Origin of the sequence: Polynucleobacter sp. JS-JIR-II-b4, assembly GCF_018687815.1 — a bacterium.
In the GTDB taxonomy this organism is placed as follows: Bacteria; Pseudomonadota; Gammaproteobacteria; order Burkholderiales; family Burkholderiaceae; genus Polynucleobacter.
Map to the genome: position 1 here is coordinate 1,914,891 of NZ_CP061306.1, position 20,364 is coordinate 1,935,254.

Annotated in this window: 19 protein-coding genes; 9 read left to right on the forward strand and 10 right to left on the reverse strand. The window is 46.3% G+C overall.

The features are described from left to right. The 3 genes from ICV90_RS09720 to ICV90_RS09730 are packed head-to-tail and all read left to right on the forward strand — an operon-like array spanning window position 1 to window position 2,851. Complete coding sequence (locus ICV90_RS09720; protein WP_215358722.1) at window positions 1–786, forward strand: DUF1365 domain-containing protein; 786 nt, start codon at window positions 1–3, stop codon at window positions 784–786. Then, window positions 783–2,078: a cyclopropane-fatty-acyl-phospholipid synthase family protein gene (locus ICV90_RS09725; protein WP_215358723.1), complete on the forward strand. Its 1,296-nt coding sequence runs from the start codon at window positions 783–785 to the stop codon at window positions 2,076–2,078. The genes ICV90_RS09720 and ICV90_RS09725 overlap by 4 nt, the downstream gene beginning before the upstream one ends. Next, entirely contained in the window at window positions 2,075–2,851 is a 777-nt protein-coding gene (locus tag ICV90_RS09730) for an SDR family oxidoreductase (protein ID WP_215358724.1), read from the forward strand. The genes ICV90_RS09725 and ICV90_RS09730 overlap by 4 nt, the downstream gene beginning before the upstream one ends. Before the next feature lie 37 nt (window positions 2,852–2,888). Here the strand turns inward: ICV90_RS09730 and ICV90_RS09735 are convergent, their stop codons facing one another. The 3 genes from ICV90_RS09735 to argS are packed head-to-tail and all read right to left on the reverse strand — an operon-like array spanning window position 2,889 to window position 5,850. Further along, window positions 2,889–3,536 carry a thiol:disulfide interchange protein DsbA/DsbL gene (locus ICV90_RS09735; protein ID WP_215358725.1) on the reverse strand — a complete coding sequence of 216 codons (648 nt, stop codon included), beginning with the start codon at window positions 3,534–3,536 and terminating at the stop codon, window positions 2,889–2,891. Further along, window positions 3,533–4,120 carry an SPOR domain-containing protein gene (locus ICV90_RS09740; protein ID WP_215358726.1) on the reverse strand — a complete coding sequence of 196 codons (588 nt, stop codon included), beginning with the start codon at window positions 4,118–4,120 and terminating at the stop codon, window positions 3,533–3,535. The genes ICV90_RS09735 and ICV90_RS09740 overlap by 4 nt, the downstream gene beginning before the upstream one ends. A 35-nt stretch (window positions 4,121–4,155) precedes the next feature. Further along, window positions 4,156–5,850, reverse strand: coding sequence for an arginine--tRNA ligase (gene argS / locus ICV90_RS09745; RefSeq protein ID WP_371743901.1), 1,695 nt, complete (start codon window positions 5,848–5,850; stop codon window positions 4,156–4,158). A gap of 68 nt (window positions 5,851–5,918) precedes the next feature. Between argS and ICV90_RS09750 the strand changes: the two genes are divergently transcribed. Then, entirely contained in the window at window positions 5,919–6,236 is a 318-nt protein-coding gene (locus ICV90_RS09750) for a DUF1840 domain-containing protein (RefSeq protein WP_215358728.1), read from the forward strand. On the opposite strand, the gene metH is transcribed toward ICV90_RS09750, so the two are convergent. Both metH and ICV90_RS09760 read right to left on the reverse strand, forming a co-directional pair. Further along, the gene (metH, locus tag ICV90_RS09755; protein ID WP_215358729.1) at window positions 6,233–8,983 is read right to left on the reverse strand and encodes a methionine synthase; all 2,751 of its coding nucleotides are present in this window, start codon (window positions 8,981–8,983) and stop codon (window positions 6,233–6,235) included. The genes ICV90_RS09750 and metH overlap by 4 nt on opposite strands. Then, entirely contained in the window at window positions 8,980–10,044 is a 1,065-nt protein-coding gene (locus ICV90_RS09760) for a homocysteine S-methyltransferase family protein (protein ID WP_215358730.1), read from the reverse strand. Before ICV90_RS09760 ends, metH begins: the two co-directional genes overlap by 4 nt. A 74-nt stretch (window positions 10,045–10,118) precedes the next feature. Between ICV90_RS09760 and ICV90_RS09765 the strand changes: the two genes are divergently transcribed. Beyond that, entirely contained in the window at window positions 10,119–10,577 is a 459-nt protein-coding gene (locus tag ICV90_RS09765; RefSeq protein WP_215358731.1) for a PhaM family polyhydroxyalkanoate granule multifunctional regulatory protein, read from the forward strand. On the opposite strand, the gene ICV90_RS09770 is transcribed toward ICV90_RS09765, so the two are convergent. Further along, window positions 10,489–11,574 carry an MBL fold metallo-hydrolase gene (locus ICV90_RS09770; RefSeq protein WP_215358732.1) on the reverse strand — a complete coding sequence of 362 codons (1,086 nt, stop codon included), beginning with the start codon at window positions 11,572–11,574 and terminating at the stop codon, window positions 10,489–10,491. The genes ICV90_RS09765 and ICV90_RS09770 overlap by 89 nt on opposite strands. A 41-nt stretch (window positions 11,575–11,615) precedes the next feature. Here ICV90_RS09770 and ICV90_RS09775 point away from each other — a divergent pair, with 41 nt between their 5' ends. Next, the gene (locus ICV90_RS09775) at window positions 11,616–11,792 is read left to right on the forward strand and encodes a DUF1289 domain-containing protein (RefSeq protein WP_072582634.1); all 177 of its coding nucleotides are present in this window, start codon (window positions 11,616–11,618) and stop codon (window positions 11,790–11,792) included. A 20-nt stretch (window positions 11,793–11,812) separates the two neighbouring features. On the opposite strand, the gene ICV90_RS09780 is transcribed toward ICV90_RS09775, so the two are convergent. Continuing rightward, complete coding sequence (locus tag ICV90_RS09780) at window positions 11,813–12,796, reverse strand: MDR family oxidoreductase (RefSeq protein ID WP_215358733.1); 984 nt, start codon at window positions 12,794–12,796, stop codon at window positions 11,813–11,815. A gap of 87 nt (window positions 12,797–12,883) precedes the next feature. On the opposite strand from ICV90_RS09780, the gene ICV90_RS09785 reads away from it, so the two are divergent. Genes ICV90_RS09785 through ICV90_RS09795 form a run of 3 tightly spaced genes read left to right on the forward strand, consistent with a single transcriptional unit; the run spans window position 12,884 to window position 14,382 of the window. Then, window positions 12,884–13,180 (forward strand): hypothetical protein, encoded by a 297-nt coding sequence (locus ICV90_RS09785; RefSeq protein WP_215321134.1) that lies wholly within the window; start codon window positions 12,884–12,886, stop codon window positions 13,178–13,180. 10 nt (window positions 13,181–13,190) lie between these two features. Beyond that, window positions 13,191–13,691, forward strand: coding sequence for a flavin reductase family protein (locus ICV90_RS09790; RefSeq protein ID WP_215358734.1), 501 nt, complete (start codon window positions 13,191–13,193; stop codon window positions 13,689–13,691). Window positions 13,692–13,719: 28 nt separating this feature from the next. After that, window positions 13,720–14,382 carry a glutathione S-transferase family protein gene (locus tag ICV90_RS09795; RefSeq protein WP_215358735.1) on the forward strand — a complete coding sequence of 221 codons (663 nt, stop codon included), beginning with the start codon at window positions 13,720–13,722 and terminating at the stop codon, window positions 14,380–14,382. An 18-nt stretch (window positions 14,383–14,400) separates the two neighbouring features. Here ICV90_RS09795 and ICV90_RS09800 read toward each other — a convergent pair whose 3' ends face one another. From ICV90_RS09800 to ICV90_RS09810, 3 genes are all read right to left on the reverse strand, one after another. Further along, window positions 14,401–17,436: an efflux RND transporter permease subunit gene (locus tag ICV90_RS09800; RefSeq protein WP_215358736.1), complete on the reverse strand. Its 3,036-nt coding sequence runs from the start codon at window positions 17,434–17,436 to the stop codon at window positions 14,401–14,403. 7 nt (window positions 17,437–17,443) lie between these two features. Next, on the reverse strand, window positions 17,444–18,583 hold the full coding sequence (locus ICV90_RS09805) for an efflux RND transporter periplasmic adaptor subunit (RefSeq protein WP_215360467.1): 1,140 nt from the start codon (window positions 18,581–18,583) through the stop codon (window positions 17,444–17,446). Between the two features lie 169 nt (window positions 18,584–18,752). Continuing rightward, window positions 18,753–20,303: an efflux transporter outer membrane subunit gene (locus ICV90_RS09810; protein WP_251367729.1), complete on the reverse strand. Its 1,551-nt coding sequence runs from the start codon at window positions 20,301–20,303 to the stop codon at window positions 18,753–18,755. Window positions 20,304–20,364 lie beyond the last annotated feature (61 nt).

Genomic DNA, 20,364 nt, shown 5'->3' on the forward strand with positions numbered 1-20,364 from the left:
ATGTCAGATGCCAAGATTAACTTTGGAGTAGTAAAACACCAGCGCTTGAGGCCGGCTAAGAATGCTTTTGGTTATGGAGTATTTACTATCTCCATCCCTATGCGCGGTCGTAGCGCCAATCCGAATTTACTGAGTCAAAACGGCTTAAGCGATAACCGTTGGGGCCTCTGTGCATTTTTTGATAAGGACCATGGCCTGGGAGAATCCAATAGCCTTGCTTGGATCGAAAAGATTCTTGCAGACAATCATGTGCAACATGTCGATGGAGAAATTTGGCTTCAGACTTTTCCAAGGGTATTGGGCTATGTCTTTAATCCCGTGAGCTTTTGGATCTGCACACGCGCTGATGGCAAAGTACAGGCGGTACTGGCTGAGGTTAACAATACCTTTGGTGAGCGTCATTGCTATTTACTACACAAAGATTCGGGTGAAGTGTTGCGCTCGGGCGAAACACTCAGTAGTAAAAAGGTATTTCACGTTTCACCATTTTGTGCAGTACGTGGTGATTACCATTTCCGCTTCTTATTTCCGCAAGATAGTAATAGCGGCAAGAATAATGTCTGTCGCATTGAGCTTCATGAGGATGGCCAACCCCTCATTAACACCAGCATTAGCGGCACCAGCCGCCCACTCAGTCGCACCAATATCATGTTGGCGCTACTACGCTACCCATTAATGAGCTTGGGTGTCGTTTTCCGAATACATTGGCAAGCATTGAAATTGTGGGTAAAAGGTGTACCCTTTCACTCAAAGCCTAAACCACCAGAACTTGAAGTTAGCAGATGAATCGCCCAGGACAATCCCTTCTCTCCAGACTCAATTTTTCTCGTCCGCAAGGGCTGGATAGCGCTTCGCCACAACACCAAATTAAGGCTAAGGCACTCCTAACTCTTCTGACGAAGCTAAGCAGTGGCCATTTAAAACTTACCCTTCCCAATGGCGAGAAGCGCGAGTTTGGTATTCAAAGTGATCAATTACACGCTGAAATTCATATCTTGGAATGGTCTGTATTTAAAGAGATCATGTCCCATGGTGATATTGGTTTTGCCGAGAGCTATATTCAAGGCAAATGGAATACTCCCGACCTCAAAGCACTGCTTGAGTTAGCAATACGCAACCGAACTATTTTAGAAAAAGCCATTTACGGCAATTGGTATGGATCAATTTTTTACCGTCTAAAACACTGGTTGCGAGATAACAGTAAAGCGGGAAGCCGCAAGAATATTCATGCGCACTATGACCTAGGTAATGCTTTTTATACTCTATGGCTTGATCCCACGATGAGCTACTCTAGCGCCTGGTTTTCTGAAGGTAATCAGCAAGTCTTAGCTGATGCACAGCGCGCAAAAATTGGGCGCATTCTAGATTCCTTAAAGACTTCGCCAGGAGAGCACATACTTGAAATTGGTTGTGGCTGGGGTGGCGTTATGGAGGAGTCTCTTCGTAACAAGAGAACCATTACTGGCCTAACTCTCTCTACAGAGCAAAAAGCATTTGCAGAGAAACGCTTACTAGCAGTGCAAGGTCAAATTGCTAATCCTCCTGGATTTGAAGTGCGCCTTCAAGACTATCGCGATTGCCAAGAAAAATTTGATGGCATTGCTTCCGTCGAAATGTTTGAGGCAGTTGGTGAAAAACATTGGCCAGAGTATTTTGAAACGATTGCCCACTGTCTAAAAGCGGGCGGCAAAGCTTGTATTCAGACGATTGTAATTGCCGAAGATCTTTTTGATCGTTACAGACGCAACACTGACTTTATTCAACAGTATGTATTTCCTGGAGGCATGCTGCCATCTAGAGCAAGCTTTAAAGCAAGCGCTGCTAAAGCTGGATTACGAATTGATGATGAATTCGCCTTTGGCGGAGATTACGCAAGAACTCTTTGTTTGTGGCGCGATAGCTTTAATCAAAAACTACAAGAAGTACGTCAACTTGGCTTTGATGAAGCATTTATACGCCTTTGGAACTTCTACCTCATGTATTGTGCCGCTGGCTTTACTGAGCGTAATATCGATGTAGTGCAATTCACCTTGAGTCATCAACCATCACCAGCATCTTCTGATGCGCTAGGCGTATGAAACAAAGCGGAATAGATCACTTCTCAGGCAAAAGAGTCTGGGTCATTGGCGCATCTAGCGGCATTGGTGAAGCTTGTGCGAAAACCCTTCTTCTCAAAGGCGCTAAAGTAGCGCTTTCCAGCCGAAGAGCCGAACGATTAAATGAAATTGCCCTCACTGGAACGATTGATCAAAGCCTGGTCATTCCTATCGACGTTACCGATGATGCGCAACTCCAGGATGGCTATAAAACGATTTTGAACGCCTGGGGCGGAATTGATCTCCTGCTCTTTGTATCTGGCGTATACACCCCATTACGAGCAGCTTATTTTGATTTCAAGATTGCTGAAAAAACAATCGATGCAAATCTTCTGGGGCCTATGAGAGCAGTTGCATTAGTGATGCCAGAGATGCTAAAGGCACATTCGGGACATATTGCTATCGTTGGTAGCGTTGCAGGGTATAGCGGCCTGCCAAAAGCTTTGGCATATGGTCCAAGTAAAGCTGCCATCATTAATTTTTGCGAGAATTTATATTACGACTTGCTGCCGACAGGAGTCAGTGTGCACATGATCTCGCCAGGATTTGTGGCTACTGAGGCTACTGCAAAAAATGACTTTGAAATGCCAGCCTTAATTAGTGCCGAGGAAGCAGCCAGCGAGATATTGAGCGGTATTCAGAAGGGGGAATTCGATATTCACTTCCCTAAGCGATTCACAAGATTCTTAAAATTTCTGAGAATCTTGCCTTACCCAATCTACTTTTGGATTGTGCGCCGCTTCGTCAAAATTTAAGCGGCGCTAAAGCATTACGCAGCAACCTATTTCGAAGTTACTGTTTGTACTTGTCTTTACGAATTTTCTCTTCTAGATAATCCATTACTGTAATTGCTTTAGCTTTCGATCCAGCAATGGATGGTGATGTCACATACTTACCCTGCATCACAATCGTCGGTACGCCATCAATACGATAGGCTTCGGTTAATTGCTTAGCAGCACGCGCTTTAGAAACTACTGCAAAAGAGCGATAGGTTGCCAAGAAGGTATTGCGATCAACGCCTTGAGACGCAACCCAATCTGCAATCTCCGTCTCAGTTAAGAGCCGCTTATTTTCCTTATGCATTGCATACATTACTTTCTCATTTAAGGCATCAGCTTTGCCCATCGATTCAAGCGCGTAATACATTTGGCTATGGGGCAAGAAGTCGTCACGGAAAGCTACGGGAACTCTTTTGAAGACAACATCCTTAGGCTGGCGCTTTACCCAGCTACTGAGCTCTGGCTCAAAGTCATAGCAATGTGGGCAACCATACCAAAAGAATTCAATAACCTCTACTTTTCCCTTGGTTTCGACCGGTTGTGCAACAGGCAATATGCGGTAATCAAAACCCTCTTCGATTTTTTGAGCTTGCGCACTAGCAAAGCCACTTAAAGAAAGCAGTGCTAATAAAGTAATGAATCTTTTGCTGAATGAAATCATGATTTACTGGATTTGATTAAGGTTGGTTTAATGCCCATGCTACTCAATTTGTCTCGCACTGAGTTGCTCTCTTCAACGCTGTTATATGGACCTACCCGCACGCGCCAAAGAGTATTGCCGTCACTCGTGACTTCACTTAACTGGGCTTGAATTCCCTGGATTGCTAAATTCGCTTTTTGCGCATCTGCATCAGCACGCTTCGTAAACGCACCCACTTGCAAGAAATAAATGGAATCTGATTTGCTTGCAGGAGATGCATCCGCTGGCTTATCAGCAGTTTTCTTGCCGTTTACCAAATCACCTATTGGATCTGTTGAGGCTGGAGGAGCTGATTTACCCTGAAGGGGCTTATTTAAATCAACTGGCTCAGCAGGAGCACCCGCCTCACCTTCAGCAGGTGCTGTAGAAGGTTTAATAATCAAAGGCAGACTTGGGGCGCGCATCCCCGGTCTTTCTTGAGGGGTATTTTTAGAAAGATAAAAGGCGATGACAAAGGCAATTCCAAGACCTACACCCAAACCCAAAATAAAGCCGAGAATAGTGCCGCCGTATTGGGAGTTTTGTTGATTCGGTGTTTTCATCATTTCCTCATCTTACATCTTCACTTCATACCTCGCCATTACATCTTAATTGGCGCGGATACCCCGAGTACTTTTAAGCCATTTTGCAGAACCTGACGGGTTGCTAGCAGTAATGCAAGACGTGCTTGTTTTAAGTTCTGGTCGTCAACTAATACACGATCTGCGTTATAGAAGGTATGGAAATCACCTGCTAAGTCACGCAGATAAAAAGCCAATGCATGAGGCGCCAATTCTTCGGCAGCGGCCGTCAGAACTTCTGGGTATTCCGCCAAACGGCGCAGCAAATGATCAGATGCTTTACTTTGTAGGAGTGATAAATCAGCGTTAGCTAAATCCGATATTTGGCCACCCCACTGCTGCAAGATTGAATTAATTCGCGCATGCGCATACTGAACGTAGAACACTGGGTTCTCATCGTTTTGCTGCAAGGCTAAATCAATATCAAAAACAAACTCGGTGTCTGCCTTACGCGAGATCAAGAAAAAGCGCACAGCATCCCGTCCACGCTGCAAAGCCAGCTCTCTCTCTTCAGGCGTCATCTCCGGCGTAACGCCACCGGACCATTCAACCAAATCACGCACGGTTACATATGAACCAGCACGCTTAGAAATTTTGACCTCTTCACCATGGCGCATGACGGTAACCATCTTATGCAACACATAGTCAGGGTATGTTTTCGGGATATCCCAACCACGCTTTTGTGCCACGCCCTGCAAGCCTGAACGCACGCGGGCAATCGTGCCATGGTGATCACTACCCTGCACATTAATTACTTTCTGAAAGCCGCGATTCCACTTGCTGGCATGATAAGCCACATCAGGCACAAAGTAGGTAAAGCTACCATCTGACTTACGCATCACGCGATCTTTATCGTCACCATCATCCGTACTCTTCAACCAGAGCGCACCTTCGGATTCATAGGTCTTGCCAATGCTTTGTAAGTCGCCAACGATTTGTGCAACGCTACCGTCGGTATATAAAGAAGACTCTAAGTAATAGCAATCAAATTTCACACCAAAAGTTTTTAAATCAATGTCCTGTTCGTTGCGCAAATAGGCAACCGCGAATTGACGAATGGCTTCAAGATCATCTTTAAATTCTGGAGAGACTTTAAATGCGCTAGCAATCTCCGCTATATATTCACCGTTATATGCCTGCTCAGGCCACTTGGCATCTCCAGGCTTTAATCCCTGCAAGCGAGCTTGAACAGATACGGCTAAATTCGCAATTTGTACACCGGCATCGTTGTAATAAAACTCACGATGAACTTTGATTCCTTGGGTAGCCAATAGATTAGCTAAGGCATCGCCCAGCGCTGCTTGTCTACCGTGACCTACATGCAATGGGCCGGTTGGATTGGCGGAGACAAACTCAATCATGGCGCTTGGCGCAGACCGACCGTCCTGCACAGACTCACCAAAATGAGTTCCCGCAGAAAGGATCTCCTGAACTACAGCAGTCTTAGCAGCATTGCTAAGGCGGAAATTAATAAAGCCAGGGCCAGCGATGTCACAGGATGCAATCAGCTCATTAAAGCCTGCTTGCTGCTGCAAACGCTCCACCAAAGCCTGTGCCAGCTCACGCGGGTTCAGTTTCCAAGCCTTAGCTAGCTGGAGGGCGATATTACAAGCGACATCCCCATGATCAACAGCCTTGGGACGCTCCAAACGGGGGACAGGAGCCTCCCCTAGGTCGCGTTCCTGAGCCAAGCCTGCAAGTGCAGCACTCAGCATTTCAATTAAACGATTTTTATTGGTTAACAACATAGATAAGTGAGTTTATCAGGTGGTAAGCTATCGAAATGATCTATCAATTTCGCTCAAAGGCTGGTCCAGATGTCATCATGCTGGCGGATCTGACTAAACGAATTTTTGATATTTTGGGGCGCCCCCTAGAGCCTCGCGGAATTTTGACCGTTGAGCAACTGCCAGACCTCATCACTGCTCTAGAAACTGCCATCCTCAAAGATCTTGAGGAGCGGGCTAAAACAAATGACGAGTCCGAGAAGGGCGCTGAGAAGCCTAAGCTGGCTGATCGCCTTGGACAGCGAGCCTACCCATTCCTGGAGTTAATGAAGCAGTCCAAAGCTAAGGACGAACCCGTTATGTGGGGTGTTTAATCTATCAAGCTCGCTAGCTGGCGACGGGTATCTTCAATACTTTGACCGCGGCGTTTGGCTAAGTCTTCAACCTGATCATCCGATAGCTTGCCCACATTAAAGTAGCGCGCATCCGGATGAGCCAAATAGAAACCGCTCACACTTGAAGCTGGATTCATGGCCATTGACTCGGTCAGAGTCATGCCAATATCTTCAGAGCCAATTACCCGTAATAAATCCTCTTTAACTTCATGTGCAGGGCAGGCCGGGTAACCAGGTGCCGGACGAATACCGCGGTACTCTTCATTGATCATTTGGTCATTGGTCAAAATCTCGTCTGTTGCATAGCCCCATAAGTCTGTACGCACACGATGGTGCATGAGCTCAGCAAAAGCTTCTGCTAAGCGGTCAGCTAGGGCCTTTAACATAATGGCACTGTAGTCATCATGTTTTGCTTGAAACTCAGCCACTTTCTTTTCAACACCATGACCGGTGGTCACTGCAAAACAACCCAGGTAATCAGCCACGCCGGAGTCCTTTGGCGCAACATAGTCTGCCAAACAACGATTAGGTCTGCGAACACCCTCTACAACAGGGCGCTCGGACTGCTGTCGCAAGTTATGCCAAACAAACAAAGGGTGCTCGCGTGCTTCATCGCTATATAAAACGATATCGTCGCCAACGGTATTAGCAGGATAGAAGGCCACTACTGCATCTGCTTGTAGCCATTGCCCCTTAATCAGCTTATCAAGCAAGGCTTGGGCGTCTGCAAAGACTTTGCGTGCTTCAACACCAACCACTTCATCATCCAAGATCGCCGGAAACTTTCCCGCTAAATCCCAGGTCTGAAAGAAAGGCGTCCAGTCGATGTATTTAGCAATATCACTCAGTGCAAAGTTTTTAAATATGCGACGGCCAATAAACTTCGGCTTCTCTGGAACATATGCAGACCAATCAATCATCTCGCGATTTTTACGGGCTGCAGCCAAAGAAATTGTTGGCGCCGCTTTCTTGTTCGCATGTTGCTCACGAATACGCACATAGTCATCGCGTAAATCTTGAATAAATTTCTTGGCACTTTCATCGGACAGCAAGCTGGAAGCTACTGAAACTGAACGAGATGCGTCAGGTACATACACCACAGGGCCATCGTAGTGTGGGGCAATCTTCACTGCTGTATGAACGCGTGAAGTTGTTGCACCACCAATCATCAATGGGATTTGGCGCTCGCGGAACCAATCATCACGTTGCATTTCTTGTGCAACATAAGTCATCTCTTCTAGCGAAGGCGTAATCAGGCCAGATAAGCCGACAATGTCCGCATTCTCTTCTTTGGCACGCTTGAGAATCTCTGCACAAGGAACCATCACACCCATATTGGCTACTTCAAAGTTATTGCATTGCAGAACAACGGTCACAATATTTTTACCAATATCGTGAACGTCGCCCTTCACAGTAGCCATGACGATCTTGCCCTTAGCCTTAGCTTCGCCACCTGCTGCAATATGTTGACGCTTTTCTTCTTCGATGTACGGAATCAAGATGGCAACTGCTTGCTTCATCACACGCGCACTTTTAACTACTTGAGGTAAGAACATCTTGCCCGCACCAAACAAGTCGCCCACGACATTCATGCCGTCCATCAGCGGGCCCTCAATAACTTCAATGGGCCTGCCACCAGCGCCCATAATTTCAGCTCGTAAATCTTCGGTATCTTCTTCAATAAAAGTAGTAATGCCATGCACCAGGGCATGCGTTAGACGCTCACGTACAGGGGCTTCACGCCACACTAGGTTCTCGACCTGCTTAGCGCCGCCACCTTTAAATTGATCGGCAATATCGAGCAAACGCTCGGTAGGTGTTTTGCCATCTTTTTCTTTAAAGCGATTGAGAACAACATCCTCAACACGCTCACGCAACTCAGGATCTAAATCGGCGTAAACGCCCAACTGACCTGCATTCACAATGCCCATATCCATGCCAGCTTGAATGGCGTGATACAGGAACACCGTATGAATTGCTTCACGAACACGGTCATTACCGCGGAATGAGAAGCTCACATTAGAAACGCCGCCGCTAACCTTAGCACCCGGTAGGTTTTCTTTAATCCAGCGGGTGGCATTAATAAAGTCGACCGCATAGTTGTCGTGCTCTTCAATACCAGTAGCGATTGCAAAAATATTTGGATCAAAAATAATGTCTTCAGCTGGAAAGCCAATTTCATTCACTAAGATCTCATAGCAGCGCTGACAGATTTCTGTCTTACGCTTAAAGGTATCGGCTTGCCCTACCTCATCAAAAGCCATCACTACAGAAGCAGCACCATAACGACGAATTAAACGCGCTTGTTTTCTGAAAGACTCTTCACCCTCTTTTAAGGAGATCGAGTTCACAATTGGCTTACCTTGAATGCACTTCAAACCTGCTTCAATCACACTCCACTTGGAGGAATCGATCATGATAGGAACACGTGCAATATCAGGCTCAGAGGCGATCAAATTAAGGAAGCGTGTCATCGCCGCCTCAGAATCTAACATCGCTTCATCCATATTAATGTCGATGACTTGTGCGCCATTCTCAACCTGCTGACGCGCCACAACGAGCGCCTCATCAAATTGATTATTCAAAATCATTCTGGAAAATGCTTTTGAGCCTGTGACGTTCGTACGCTCACCGATGTTGACGAAGCCAACATCAGAGGTCACGTTAAATGGCTCAAGGCCAGAAAGCTTCATCGCTGGCATTACTTTTTTCTCTATCTTGCTCATGCTGATATCTCCGCATTTTCGCGATAGAAGGCACGTGGCTTACGCTTAGCAACGGCATTCGCAATTGCACGAATATGATCAGGTGTCGTACCGCAGCAGCCACCTACCAAATTTACTAAGCCATCTTTAGCAAAACCATCTACTAGGCTAGAAGTGATTTCTGGGGTCTCATCAAAGCCCGTATCACTCATCGGATTAGGCAAACCCGCATTGGGGTAACAAGACACTGCCGCATCGCAAATTCTTGCTAGCTCTGCAATATATGGGCGCATTAAAGCAGCGCCTAAGGCACAGTTCAAGCCAAAAGTGAGCGGCTTAATGTGACGCAAACTATTCCAGAATGCCTCAACTGTTTGGCCTGACAAAATACGTCCAGATGCATCAGTCACCGTTCCAGAAATCATTACCGGTAAACGCTCACCAGTCTCTTCAAAAAATTCGTCGAGGGCAAACAATGCTGCTTTGGCATTGAGCGTATCGAAAATGGTTTCAACCAAAAATAAATCGACGCCACCCGCAAATAAACCTTCAATCTGCTCACGATACGAAGCACGCAATGCATCAAAGGTTACATTGCGCGCACCTGGATCATTAACATCTGGTGAAATGCTCGCAGTCTTTGGTGTAGGCCCAATCGCGCCCGCAGCAAAACGCGGTCTTTCTGGGGTGCTGTATTTTTCACAAGCTGCGCGCGCTAATTTGGCAGAGACTTCATTCATCTCACGAGCCAAGCCAGCCATTTTGTAGTCCTCTTGCGCCACTGAGGTTGCACCAAAAGTATTGGTTTCAATAATGTCTGCGCCAGCATCCAAATATTGCTCATGGATCTTGCTAATAATTTGCGGCTGAGTCAAAACTAAGAGCTCATTGTTACCTTTGATATCGCCAGGATGATCGGCAAATCGGGCATTTCCCGGCAAACCGCGATAGTCAGCCTCAGTTAACTTATATTGCTGAATCATGGTGCCCATGGCGCCATCCAAAATGAGGATGCGCTGCTTTAATAGCTCGGGAAGCTTTTGACCGCGGGTATAGGGCTGGGACAAACCATTAGATTGCATTGTTAAACCGGGATTAATCTCTAGAATCCCTTATTCTATTGGAAAAGCCACTTTTCATTCACCCCGGAGCCCTTATGTTTGGAACCATTCCAGAATTCAATCAAAGCCTAGATATGTTTAAAACCATGTGGGGACAAGGTGCTGCAGGTCAGGCTGGACAGTTCCCCTTCACGGCAGACGCCTCTAAGGCTGCTGGCGGCTTTGCTTCGGCTTTTCCTGGCTTGGATGTGGATGAGCTTGAAAAACGCATTAAAGACCTGAAAAGCGTTGAAAACTGGCTCAATTTGAACCTCAACATCCTCAAATCGACGATTCAGGGTCTAGAAGTTCAGCATGCCACCATGATGGCACTCAAATCCTTTGGCGATGCTGTATCTGCAGCTAGCTCAGCAGCCAGCTCAACAAGCACCCCAAAGGAAGAATCTAAGACTAAAACGACTAGTGCTAAACCACGGAAAACCGCAACACGCCGTCCTCGCAAAGCTGGCGACGCAACTTTCCTCGACGAAGTAGGTAATTCAGATGAGCAATAGCCTCACCCATTGCAAATGTGAGTTGATGAATATCTAATTCACGCTTAAACAAGACCGGCACAATCTCCCTAGCATGTGCCGGTTTTTTACATGCGGCCAAAGTATCCGCCAAGCGATCATCATGATGCGCTTTGAGTTGCGCAACGCGCGGCCTAATTCCAGTAAATGGTTTGCCATGTGAAGGCAGTACCAATGCATGCTCAGGCAACACTAAATATTTTTCAATAGAGTCAAGATATAAGCCTAGCGGATCTGCATCTGGGTCAGCATCATAAACACTCACATTAGTAGAAATGCGGGGCAACAACATATCTCCAGAAATCAACACTCCAAGATCTTTACAAAACAATGAAGCATGCTCAGGCGCGTGCCCATAGCCCATGATGACTTGCCACGCATGACCACCAATCAAAATAGACTCGCCATCAATAATGCGGCGGTATTGACGTGGCACTCCAGGCACCATATTGCTGTAGTAATTGGAGCGCCCGCGAATTTTTTCTAAATCTTCAGTAGTTGTTAAACCATGTCTTTGAAAATGATCTGCGGAACCACCGCTGCCAGCCCGTGACCCAACTGCAGCACCCCCCTCTTTACAACTTAACCATTGCGCAGTTAAGTAATCCGTCATGGAAATCCACATAGGGACATTCCATTTTTGACAGAGCCATTGGGACAGCCCCACATGGTCAGGATGCATATGCGTCACTATCACGCGCAAGACTGGTAAGCCTTCAAGCTGAGTAGCAAACACTTGCTCCCATGAAGCTCTTGTCTCATCATTAGCAATACCGCAGTCCACAATCGTCCAACCCACAACACCATCAATTTCGTCGCGCAGCAGCCAAAGATTGATGTGATCTAAAGCAAAGGGCAGACGCATTCTGATCCAGCGAACACCTGGCGCAACCTCGATGCTGCTACCCACTTCCGGAAGAGCATCTCCTAAGGGATAATGAATTGTAGCTTCAGCACTGGCTTTGTTTTGAGTATTCATGGCTTAGTGTTATTGATTGATTTTTTACTTCTAGGTTTGCTTTGACAACAGTTCCATCGCCTTGCATTAATTGGTGTGACATTAATCCTGAAAATGGTTACTGTCGTGGCTGCTATCGTACCTTGACTGAAATTGCTGATTGGTCAGATCTCACGAATCCTGAGAAGCTTGAGGTTTGGACGCAACTTCCAAGTCGCAAACCCCAAGCACCACAGTAATATCAATCTTTATTTCTTTTTCATTTATTGACGTCGACAATCAACCGTCCACGTACATTACCCGCCATTAATTCTTGCGCGTATTTGATTGACTCCTCAAGCGTAATCTCATGAGAGATTTCATCTAAGGTTTTCAGATCCACTAACTTACTCAACTGCTCATAGGCGGCAATGCGTTTTGCACGTGGCACAGTCACACTATTAATGCCGTACAAAGTCACTCCGCGCAAAATAAATGGTGCAACACTAGAAGGAAAATCCATGCCTTGAGCCAGTCCACAAGCAGCTACTGCACCATCGCTCTTGGTCTGCGCGCACGCATTAGCCAAGGTATGACTACCCACACTATCAACTACTGCAGCCCATCGTTCTTTTGCCAATGGCTTGCCAGGAGCAGATAAGGTAGCGCGATCAATTACTTCAGTTGCACCCAATTTCTTCAGGTAATCCGCTTCAGCCATACGGCCAGTGCTCGCGACAACAGTAAAACCTAGCTTGCTGAGAAGGGTGATGGCAAAGCTGCCAACGCCGCCCGCAGCACCGGTGACCAGAACCTCACCATCACTTGGCTTAAGCCCATGCTTTTGTAGTGCCATGACGCAGAGCATGGCGGTATAACCGGCAGTGCCAATGGCTAATGCTTGTTTCGCAGTAAACCCCTTGGGCAGTGGAATCAACCAATCGGCCTTCACACGGGCCTGCTGTCCTAAGCCACCCCAATGCCCTTCCCCAACTCCCCAGCCATTAAGAAGCACCATATCGCCAGTCTTGAAGTCGGAACTGGTGCTCTCCATTACTTCACCAGCAAAATCGATGCCAGGCACCATTGGGAAGCTGCGAACCACCGGGCCTTTGCCGGTGATAGCCAGGCCATCCTTGTAATTGAGAGTGGAATATAGGACCTTTACGCGAACATCGCCTTCTGGGAGCTTAGCCTCATCAACTTGGGCTAATTCTGCGCGATACCCTTGATCATCCTTATTTACCAATATTGCTTTAAACATGTCTCTTCCTTTTAGAACGAGGTATTTCCCCGCAGCAATTGCTTAATAGGTTTATCCTAACGAGCATTGCTGATTATGGAGGTTTCCATGAAAAAAATTCTACTATTAACTACGATTTCTGGCTTGGCGCTATCTGGCTGCTATTCCACCCAAATTAATATGTCCATGGGCAATATGCGCCTGATCACCTCTAGCGCTGCGCCGCAGGATGTTATGGATTTTGCTACCAAGACCTGTAAAGATGATTTCTATGAAGGCGCCAGCTTTCTGTCCAAGGCAGGCAAAGAATATCGCTTCAAGTGCGTAAAAGCTGAAGAGAATGAAGTGTTAAATCCCATTCCCGGTACAACACTGACCGCTACAGCAAAAGCTGAAGCTAAATAAGCAAAGACTAATGACCCCGTTTACTTCACAAGAGCTGCGCAAAGGTTTCGCATCATTTGCAACTGGGGTCACTGTTATCACTTGCCTAGATGAGGAAAATAATTCTCACGGCATTACGATTAGCTCCTTCAATACTGTCTCACTCGAGCCACCACTCATACTTTGGAGTCTCAAGAAGCATTCGCGTCTAATGCCATGGGTTGAGCTTGGCAAGAAACATTTGATTCATGTTTTAGAACGCTCGCAAGAGAATCTGGCCATGCATTTCGCTAATGTGAAGACCGATCAATTCAAGGGAGTTGATCACAAGCTAGCTGCTAGCGGACTTACGCAGATTGATCATTGTGTTGCTTACTACGAATGTGAAACTGTTTGTGTTCATATTGGCGGTGATCACAATATTATTGTTGCTAAAGTGATTAACTTAAAAAATCATCCTGAACGAGAGCCACTCATTTTTGCGCGCAGCCAATTTGTTGGCCTCGATTTCACAGAAACTAAAGCTAGCTAATACCACTTCATCTTTGTAAGGAAATGCCATGATGCGTTTATGGGGTCGAAAAAGTTCGATTAACGTTCAAAAAGTATTGTGGTCCCTTGCCGAGCTTGGACTCAAAGAAGGCAAGGACTTTGAGCGCATCGATGCTGGCCTGCAATTTGGTATCAATAACACTCCAGAGTTTTTAAATCTCAACCCAAATGGCTTAGTACCTACACTGGAAGATGGTGAAGTGGTACTTTGGGAATCCAATACCATCATGCGCTACTTAGCCCGTCAGCATGATCAGGCTGGGCGCTTTACAGCAGACATTAAGACTCAGTACGAATCCGAGAAATGGATGGATTGGCAATTGGGCACAATGTGGCCAGCGCTGCGCATAGCATTTCTGGGTCTCACCAGAACACCAGAGGCAGAGCGTCAATACGAATCGATTCTCAAGGGATACCAAGAAACTAATCGGCTGCTTGGATTGCTAGATCAAACATTGTCCAAGCAAAGCTATTGTGCGGGCAATCAATTTCAGACTGGAGATATTGTTCTAGCTCTGTGTGTCAGTCGTTGGATTCTTCTAAATCAGACCTTCCCAAAGCACACTGGCGAGCGTGCACCCCTTAAGAATATCGATGCCTGGATGCAACGCCTAGAAAATGAAACTTGCTTTAACGATATTGTTGAAAAAGAACTCAATATCGTTAAATAGTTTTTCTGTCTTTCATTTTTACTGCTGCTTAAATTTCTTGGCATGGTGATCGGCACCAATAAATAAGTACATTGCTGGCACTACAAAGAGTGTAAACAGCGTACCAATTGATAGGCCAGTGAAAATGACAATGCCCATGGATTTGCGTCCTGCGGCACCCGCGCCAGAAGCAATCACCAAAGGTAATACACCTAAAACCATTGCTGCAGTTGTCATCAAAATCGGGCGCAAACGAACGCTACTTGCTTCAACGATGGCATCGAGCTTACTGCGCCCCGCTTCCTGAAGTTCATTCGCAAACTCCACGATCAAAATACCGTGCTTACTAATCAAGCCCATGAGTGTGACTAGACCAACTTGGGTGTAGACGTTTAAGGTCGTGAATCCCAAATTAATAAATATCAAGGCGCCAAATAAGGCTAGCGGCACAGAAACCAAAATTACAATCGGATCGCGGAAACTTTCAAACTGTGCCGCAAGCACCAAGAACACAATCAGAATCGCAAAGAACATGGTGACTAAGAAGCCGCCAGATTCAGCCATAAATTGGCGCGAAGGACCTGCGTAGTCCATGGTGTAACCATTAGGCGCAACCTCTTTCAGAGTCTGACGCATGTACTCCAATAAATCCGCTTGCGAAATAAATGGAGTGCTTACACCCGAGATTGTTGCTGAATTCAATTGCTGGAAGTGATTGATAGACTGCGGTACCACTCTTTGTTTAATCGTTGCGATAGTGCGCGCTTGAACCATCGCACCACTTGGTGTGCGAATATAGTAATCCAATATTTGATCTGGATTGAGACGATCCACTTGCTTTACTTGTGGAATCACACGATAAGAGCGTCCGGCCACTGAGAAGTAATTTACATATCCACCGCCTAAAGCAGCAGATAAGGCTGAGCCGACTTGTTGCTGAGTCATACCTAGGGCAGCAACTTTTTCTCGATCAATCTCTAAAACATCTTGTGGCTTATCAATCTTAAGATCAGAATCCACGAAGAAGAAATTGCCACTGCGGCGCGCTTTATCAAGCACTGCTTGGGAGACTTCGTTTAGCGCCGCATAAGATTCTGTTGTATTAATGACCACCTGCACAGGTAAGCCTTGTGCGCCCGGTAAGGCTGGAAATTGGAAGGCGGCAACACGTGCGCCGGCAATGGAGTTCCACTTTTGCTGCATATCTTCTTGGAACTGAGTTGCATTACGACCTCGCTCACCCCAATCTTTCAGCAAGATACCGCCAAAGCTCGAAGTTGGACTCGTGATCTGAAAAGCCTGTTCGTATTCTGGTTCTGCAGCAGCAATTGCGTAGATTTGATCTGCATAAGTCTGCATTTGCGTCACCGTACTATTGGGAGGTCCTGATGCTTGCATCAAAACAATGCCCTGGTCTTCAGTTGGCGCTAATTCAGCACGCGCCGTTGAGTACAAATAAGCTACGCCACCTAACAAGATGACGCCCATCACGATGATGACCTGCCAAGTGCTTAGCAAATCACGCAAAGTGGTTTGATAGCTGTGATGCACCTTCTCAAAAATACGATCAATCTTTTGTACAAAAGGTGAAGCCTCTTGCTCTTCGGTAAAGATGCGAGAGCACATCATTGGGGATAGCGTCAAAGCAATCAATCCTGAAACCGCTACTGCACTAGCCAAAGTAAAGGCAAATTCGGTAAACAGTGCACCCGTTAGGCCACCCTGAAAGCCAATAGGGATATACACCGCAATCAGCACTACCGTCATCGCCAAAATTGGGCCGCCTAATTCGCGGGCAGCAATTAAAGATGCCTCTAGTGGTGACTTACCTTCTTTCATGTGGCGGTCAACGTTTTCCACCACGATGATGGCATCGTCCACCACCAATCCAATTGCCAAGACCAGGGCGAGAAGGGTAAGCAAGTTAATCGAATAACCCAGCACTTGCATGAGGAAGAAAGTACCAATGAGCGATAAAGGCATTGCAATCACTGGAACAGCAACCGCGCGAGCACTACCCAAGAAGAGGTAGATCACCACTGTCACAATCACCAAGGCCTCTATTAAAGTAGACACCACTTCATCAATAGAGCTAGTAATAAATTTGGTAGAGTCATAAACAATCTTGCCCGTCATGCCAATGGGTAATTGCTTCTGAATATCTGGCACCACATCCCGAACACGTTGCGCTACATCCAATAGGTTGGCCTGCGGCGCAACCTTAATAGCAATAAATACTGACCTCTTGCCGCTAAAGGCAACATTTGTGTTGTAGTCCTCAGACCCCATAGTGACATTAGCCACTTGGTCTAAATAAACAATATTCACGCCATCTTTTTTAATGACTAACTTGCGAAACTCATCCAGAGTATGCAAGTCGGTGCCAGCAACCAAGTCAACCGAGACCATCTCGCCTTTGGTGCTTCCAACCGCAGATAGGTAGTTGTTGGCTGCCATGGCGTTATAAACATCATCGGCGCCCACACCAAGACCGGCCATCTTCTCTCGATCCAACCAGGCGCGTAAGGCGAATTTACGTCCACCAGTAATCTCTGCGTTTTGTACCCCCTCAACAGCGTCTAACTTTGGCTTTACAACTCGCAATAAATAGTCGGTAATAGCATTGTTGGGGATGTCATCACTATAGAAACCCATATACATCGCAGCAGTAGATTGCCCAACCTGCACTGTCAAAATAGGTTGTTGTGCCTGCGGTGGCAACTGATTTTTTACTGCACTAATTTGAGTCTGTATCTGCGTTAATGCCGCGTTTGAGTCATAGTTCAACTTCAAAGTTGCAGTAATAGTGGAGACTCCACTCACGCTGGCAGAAGATAAGTAATCAATCCCTTGCGCCTGAGCTATAGATGCCTCAAGAGGCTGAGTAATAAACCCAGCAATTGTTTCAGGATCAGCACCATAGTAAGCCGTAGTGATGGTCACAATCGCATTTTGCGTTTGCGGATATTGATTTACAGGCAAAGAACCAATTGCCTTCAGACCAAAAATCAACACAAGAGCGCTCACCACCATAGAGAGCACTGGTCTGCGGATGAATATGTCAGTCCAATTCATCTGCTATTTATTCCTGCGGTTTTGGATCAGGTGAATTTGCTGGCTGCACCTTGTTATTAATAATCAGTGGCGTGCCATTCTTGAGCTTCAGCTGGCCACTGGTGACCACCGTTGCGCCCTCATCAACACCCTTCAAAATAGCCACTTGATCACCACGAGTTAATCCAGTCGTTACAAATACCTGTTGTGCCTCAAGGGCTGGATTACCTTGCTTATCTTTCTTGCCAGTAGGTTTAGCAATGAAGATGGTCGAACCATACGGGTTATAAGTAACTGCTGTCTGAGGTAGGGTCAGGTATTTCACTTGATCACCCAGCTTGATATTCACATTAGCAAACATGCCCGGCAAAATTTTCTTATCCGGATTAGCAAGTTGTGCCTCAACTTGAATATTGCGTGTATTGGTATCGACCTTTGGACTAACGGCAGTAATCTTGCCAGTGAAGCTCGCATCCTTAAACGCGTCAGTAGTCACCTCAACCTCTTGGCCAACCTGAATGAGCTCAGCATTATTTTGCGGTAAGTTGAAATCTACAAAAATAGGGTCCAAGGTTTGTAGCGTTAGTAGCTTATCGCCAGGATTCACATACTGTCCTGGATTAATAGAAACAATACCTACCCGGCCACTAAATGGTGCTTTGAGGTTTTTCTTGGCCACTAAAGCAGTTTGCTGCTCAACCTGCGCTTGTTTTGATTTGGAATCAGCAGCACTCGTATCAAATACGTTCTTACTAATTGCCTGAATTGCTAACTGCTGTCTATCTCGCTCATTAATGACCTTAGCTAGATCAGACATTGCTTTTAAAGAATTCAATTGAGCTACATCAGATGCATCGTTTAATTTAATGAGGAGCTCGCCCTCTTTAACGTCTTGGCCTGACTTAATCGGCACAGTCTGCACTAAGCCGCCAATCTCGGTGCTGAGTTCAACACCCCTAAATGCACGGACATTACCTACGCTGGTTAACTTTGGCTGCCATTCTGCATTTGCAATCACCAGGGTGGATACCGTTGCAGGAGGTAATCCCATGCCCGCGATGAAATGCTTAATCATGAAAGTCTTCAGCTGATTGAAAGCGAAGATCAGGCCCAATAATAAAAATACGCCGCAAAGCATGATGGTCATACGGCGCTGCAAGGGCTCCATTGCCATGAGCTTTTCATGGGTTTTGGTACCACGCCATTTCTGACCCATACGCGCCCAAAAAGCTTTGGTCTTTTCCCAAAGCGCAATTGCTCTCTCACGCAATTTCCATTCAATTGCTTTACGTTGCATCCATGCCCACAAGGCAAGAACCAAAGCAATGAGCTTGTTCTTAATTTGTTCCAGAAGTTTCATTTTGATCTTTGTTCGCTATGTCTTTTGGTTTAAAAGCAGGGCCTTCACGATTCCACCAGCCACCACCTAATGCTGCAAATAACGCTGCGGTATCCGAGAAGCGAGTTGCTTGTGCTGCAACTGATTTCACTTTTGCTTGCTGATACTGATTTTGGTAATAGAGCACTGCTAAATAACTGGCTGTACCGAGTTTGTACTGTTGCTGTACTAAGTCCAGAGTTTCGTAGGCATAACGCTCTGCATCTGATGCCGCTCTGAGTGCTTGCGCACCAGTCTCTAGTGCACGCAATGCATTGGCTACTTCTTGGAATGCATTTAAGACAGTTGCCTGATATTGAAATGCCGCTTGCTCATAGTTCGCAATGGCTCCACGACGCTGCGCCAAAAGCTGACCACCCTGAAACAATGGCTGCAAGATGCCTCCACCAAGTGACCATAAAGCAGAGTTAGGGCCAAACAATCCATTGGAAGTTAAGGAAGCTGCGCCGATAGATCCTGTGATATTAAATTGCGGCAATAAGTTCGCTGTTGCAACACCTACGAAAGCATTTTGAGCCTTTAACTGGGCTTCAGCCGCCCGCACATCAGGGCGCTGACGCACTAAGCTAGAAGGCACTGATAGGGGTAGCTTCTCTGGCAAATGCAAATTGGCCAAATCAAACTTGGCGATATTAGCGTTGCTCGGAATCTCACCTACTAGCACTGCTAATTGATTGCGCGCAAATGCAAGATTTCGTTCGTAGTTAAAGAGATCCACTTGAGAGTTCGATACCAAGGTTCGCTGGGATGTGACGTCTACCTTAGAAACTGTACCAATGACTAACTGCTTTTCAGTTACTTCAGCAAGATTCGTTTGAGCCTTCAGAATTTCTTCTGTGGCTTGCATCTGCGCACGCAGTGCAGCCTCTTTAACAGCGCTCGTGACTACGTTAGCGGTTAGCGAAAGATAAGCGCCCTCTAATTGAAACTGCGCCACCTCAGCTTGTGCGCGCGCACCTTCAACTGCTCTCCGAGCTCCGCCAAACACATCCAACTTATAAGTCACATTGACCGTAGTGTTGTAGAGGTTATAAGTATCAGAACCATAGTTCATGCCATACACAGCTGAAGGTTGTTTTTGTCTTACGGCATTTGCACCAAGGCCAATTGCAGGAAAGTATTGGCCGCCAATTTGTGCGTTGACATTTTCTTGCGCAGCACGCAATGCTGCATCGGCTGCGCCTAAATTTGGATTTTGCTCAAGCGCTCTTTTAATCAACGCATCAAGTTCAGGAGATTTATAAAGCTCCCACCATTGCGCTTCAATATCTGCGCCTTCAACAAACTCTTGATCTGTGCCGCCCGGTACTCCAGGTGCGGTAGTGAGCTTCTTGGCTACAGGGGTTTCTGTATAGGAAGAAGTCTTAGGCGCCTCGGGTTGCTTAAAGTCTGGGCCGACCGCGCATGCAGAGAGAGCTAGCGCACAAATTAGCGGAAGCAATTTCAAACCTGAAAGACGGGGCATCGACAGAAACATGGGTTGCAACAAATATCCTCTTTTACAAGAGTTATTTGAACACAGAAATGCAATCAGGGCTTCGTAAAGCCCT

Excerpts from the sequence above, each read along its gene's own strand:
- ICV90_RS09785 (WP_215321134.1), top strand. The coding sequence starts at position 12,884 with ATGAAAAAAATTCTACTATTAACTACGATTTCTGGCTTGGCGCTATCT.
- ICV90_RS09725 (WP_215358723.1), top strand. The coding sequence starts at position 783 with ATGAATCGCCCAGGACAATCCCTTCTCTCCAGACTCAATTTTTCTCGT.
- ICV90_RS09760 (WP_215358730.1), bottom strand. The coding sequence starts at position 10,044 with ATGCAATCTAATGGTTTGTCCCAGCCCTATACCCGCGGTCAAAAGCTT.
- argS (WP_371743901.1), bottom strand. The coding sequence starts at position 5,850 with ATGCTGAGTGCTGCACTTGCAGGCTTGGCTCAGGAACGCGACCTAGGG.
- ICV90_RS09735 (WP_215358725.1), bottom strand. The coding sequence starts at position 3,536 with ATGATTTCATTCAGCAAAAGATTCATTACTTTATTAGCACTGCTTTCT.
- ICV90_RS09805 (WP_215360467.1), bottom strand. The coding sequence starts at position 18,583 with ATGGAGCCCTTGCAGCGCCGTATGACCATCATGCTTTGCGGCGTATTT.
- ICV90_RS09800 (WP_215358736.1), bottom strand. The coding sequence starts at position 17,436 with ATGAATTGGACTGACATATTCATCCGCAGACCAGTGCTCTCTATGGTG.
- metH (WP_215358729.1), bottom strand. The coding sequence starts at position 8,983 with ATGAGCAAGATAGAGAAAAAAGTAATGCCAGCGATGAAGCTTTCTGGC.
- ICV90_RS09730 (WP_215358724.1), top strand. The coding sequence starts at position 2,075 with ATGAAACAAAGCGGAATAGATCACTTCTCAGGCAAAAGAGTCTGGGTC.
- ICV90_RS09790 (WP_215358734.1), top strand. The coding sequence starts at position 13,191 with ATGACCCCGTTTACTTCACAAGAGCTGCGCAAAGGTTTCGCATCATTT.
- ICV90_RS09720 (WP_215358722.1), top strand. The coding sequence starts at position 1 with ATGTCAGATGCCAAGATTAACTTTGGAGTAGTAAAACACCAGCGCTTG.
- ICV90_RS09750 (WP_215358728.1), top strand. The coding sequence starts at position 5,919 with ATGATCTATCAATTTCGCTCAAAGGCTGGTCCAGATGTCATCATGCTG.
- ICV90_RS09770 (WP_215358732.1), bottom strand. The coding sequence starts at position 11,574 with ATGAATACTCAAAACAAAGCCAGTGCTGAAGCTACAATTCATTATCCC.
- ICV90_RS09780 (WP_215358733.1), bottom strand. The coding sequence starts at position 12,796 with ATGTTTAAAGCAATATTGGTAAATAAGGATGATCAAGGGTATCGCGCA.
- ICV90_RS09795 (WP_215358735.1), top strand. The coding sequence starts at position 13,720 with ATGATGCGTTTATGGGGTCGAAAAAGTTCGATTAACGTTCAAAAAGTA.
- ICV90_RS09765 (WP_215358731.1), top strand. The coding sequence starts at position 10,119 with ATGTTTGGAACCATTCCAGAATTCAATCAAAGCCTAGATATGTTTAAA.
- ICV90_RS09740 (WP_215358726.1), bottom strand. The coding sequence starts at position 4,120 with ATGATGAAAACACCGAATCAACAAAACTCCCAATACGGCGGCACTATT.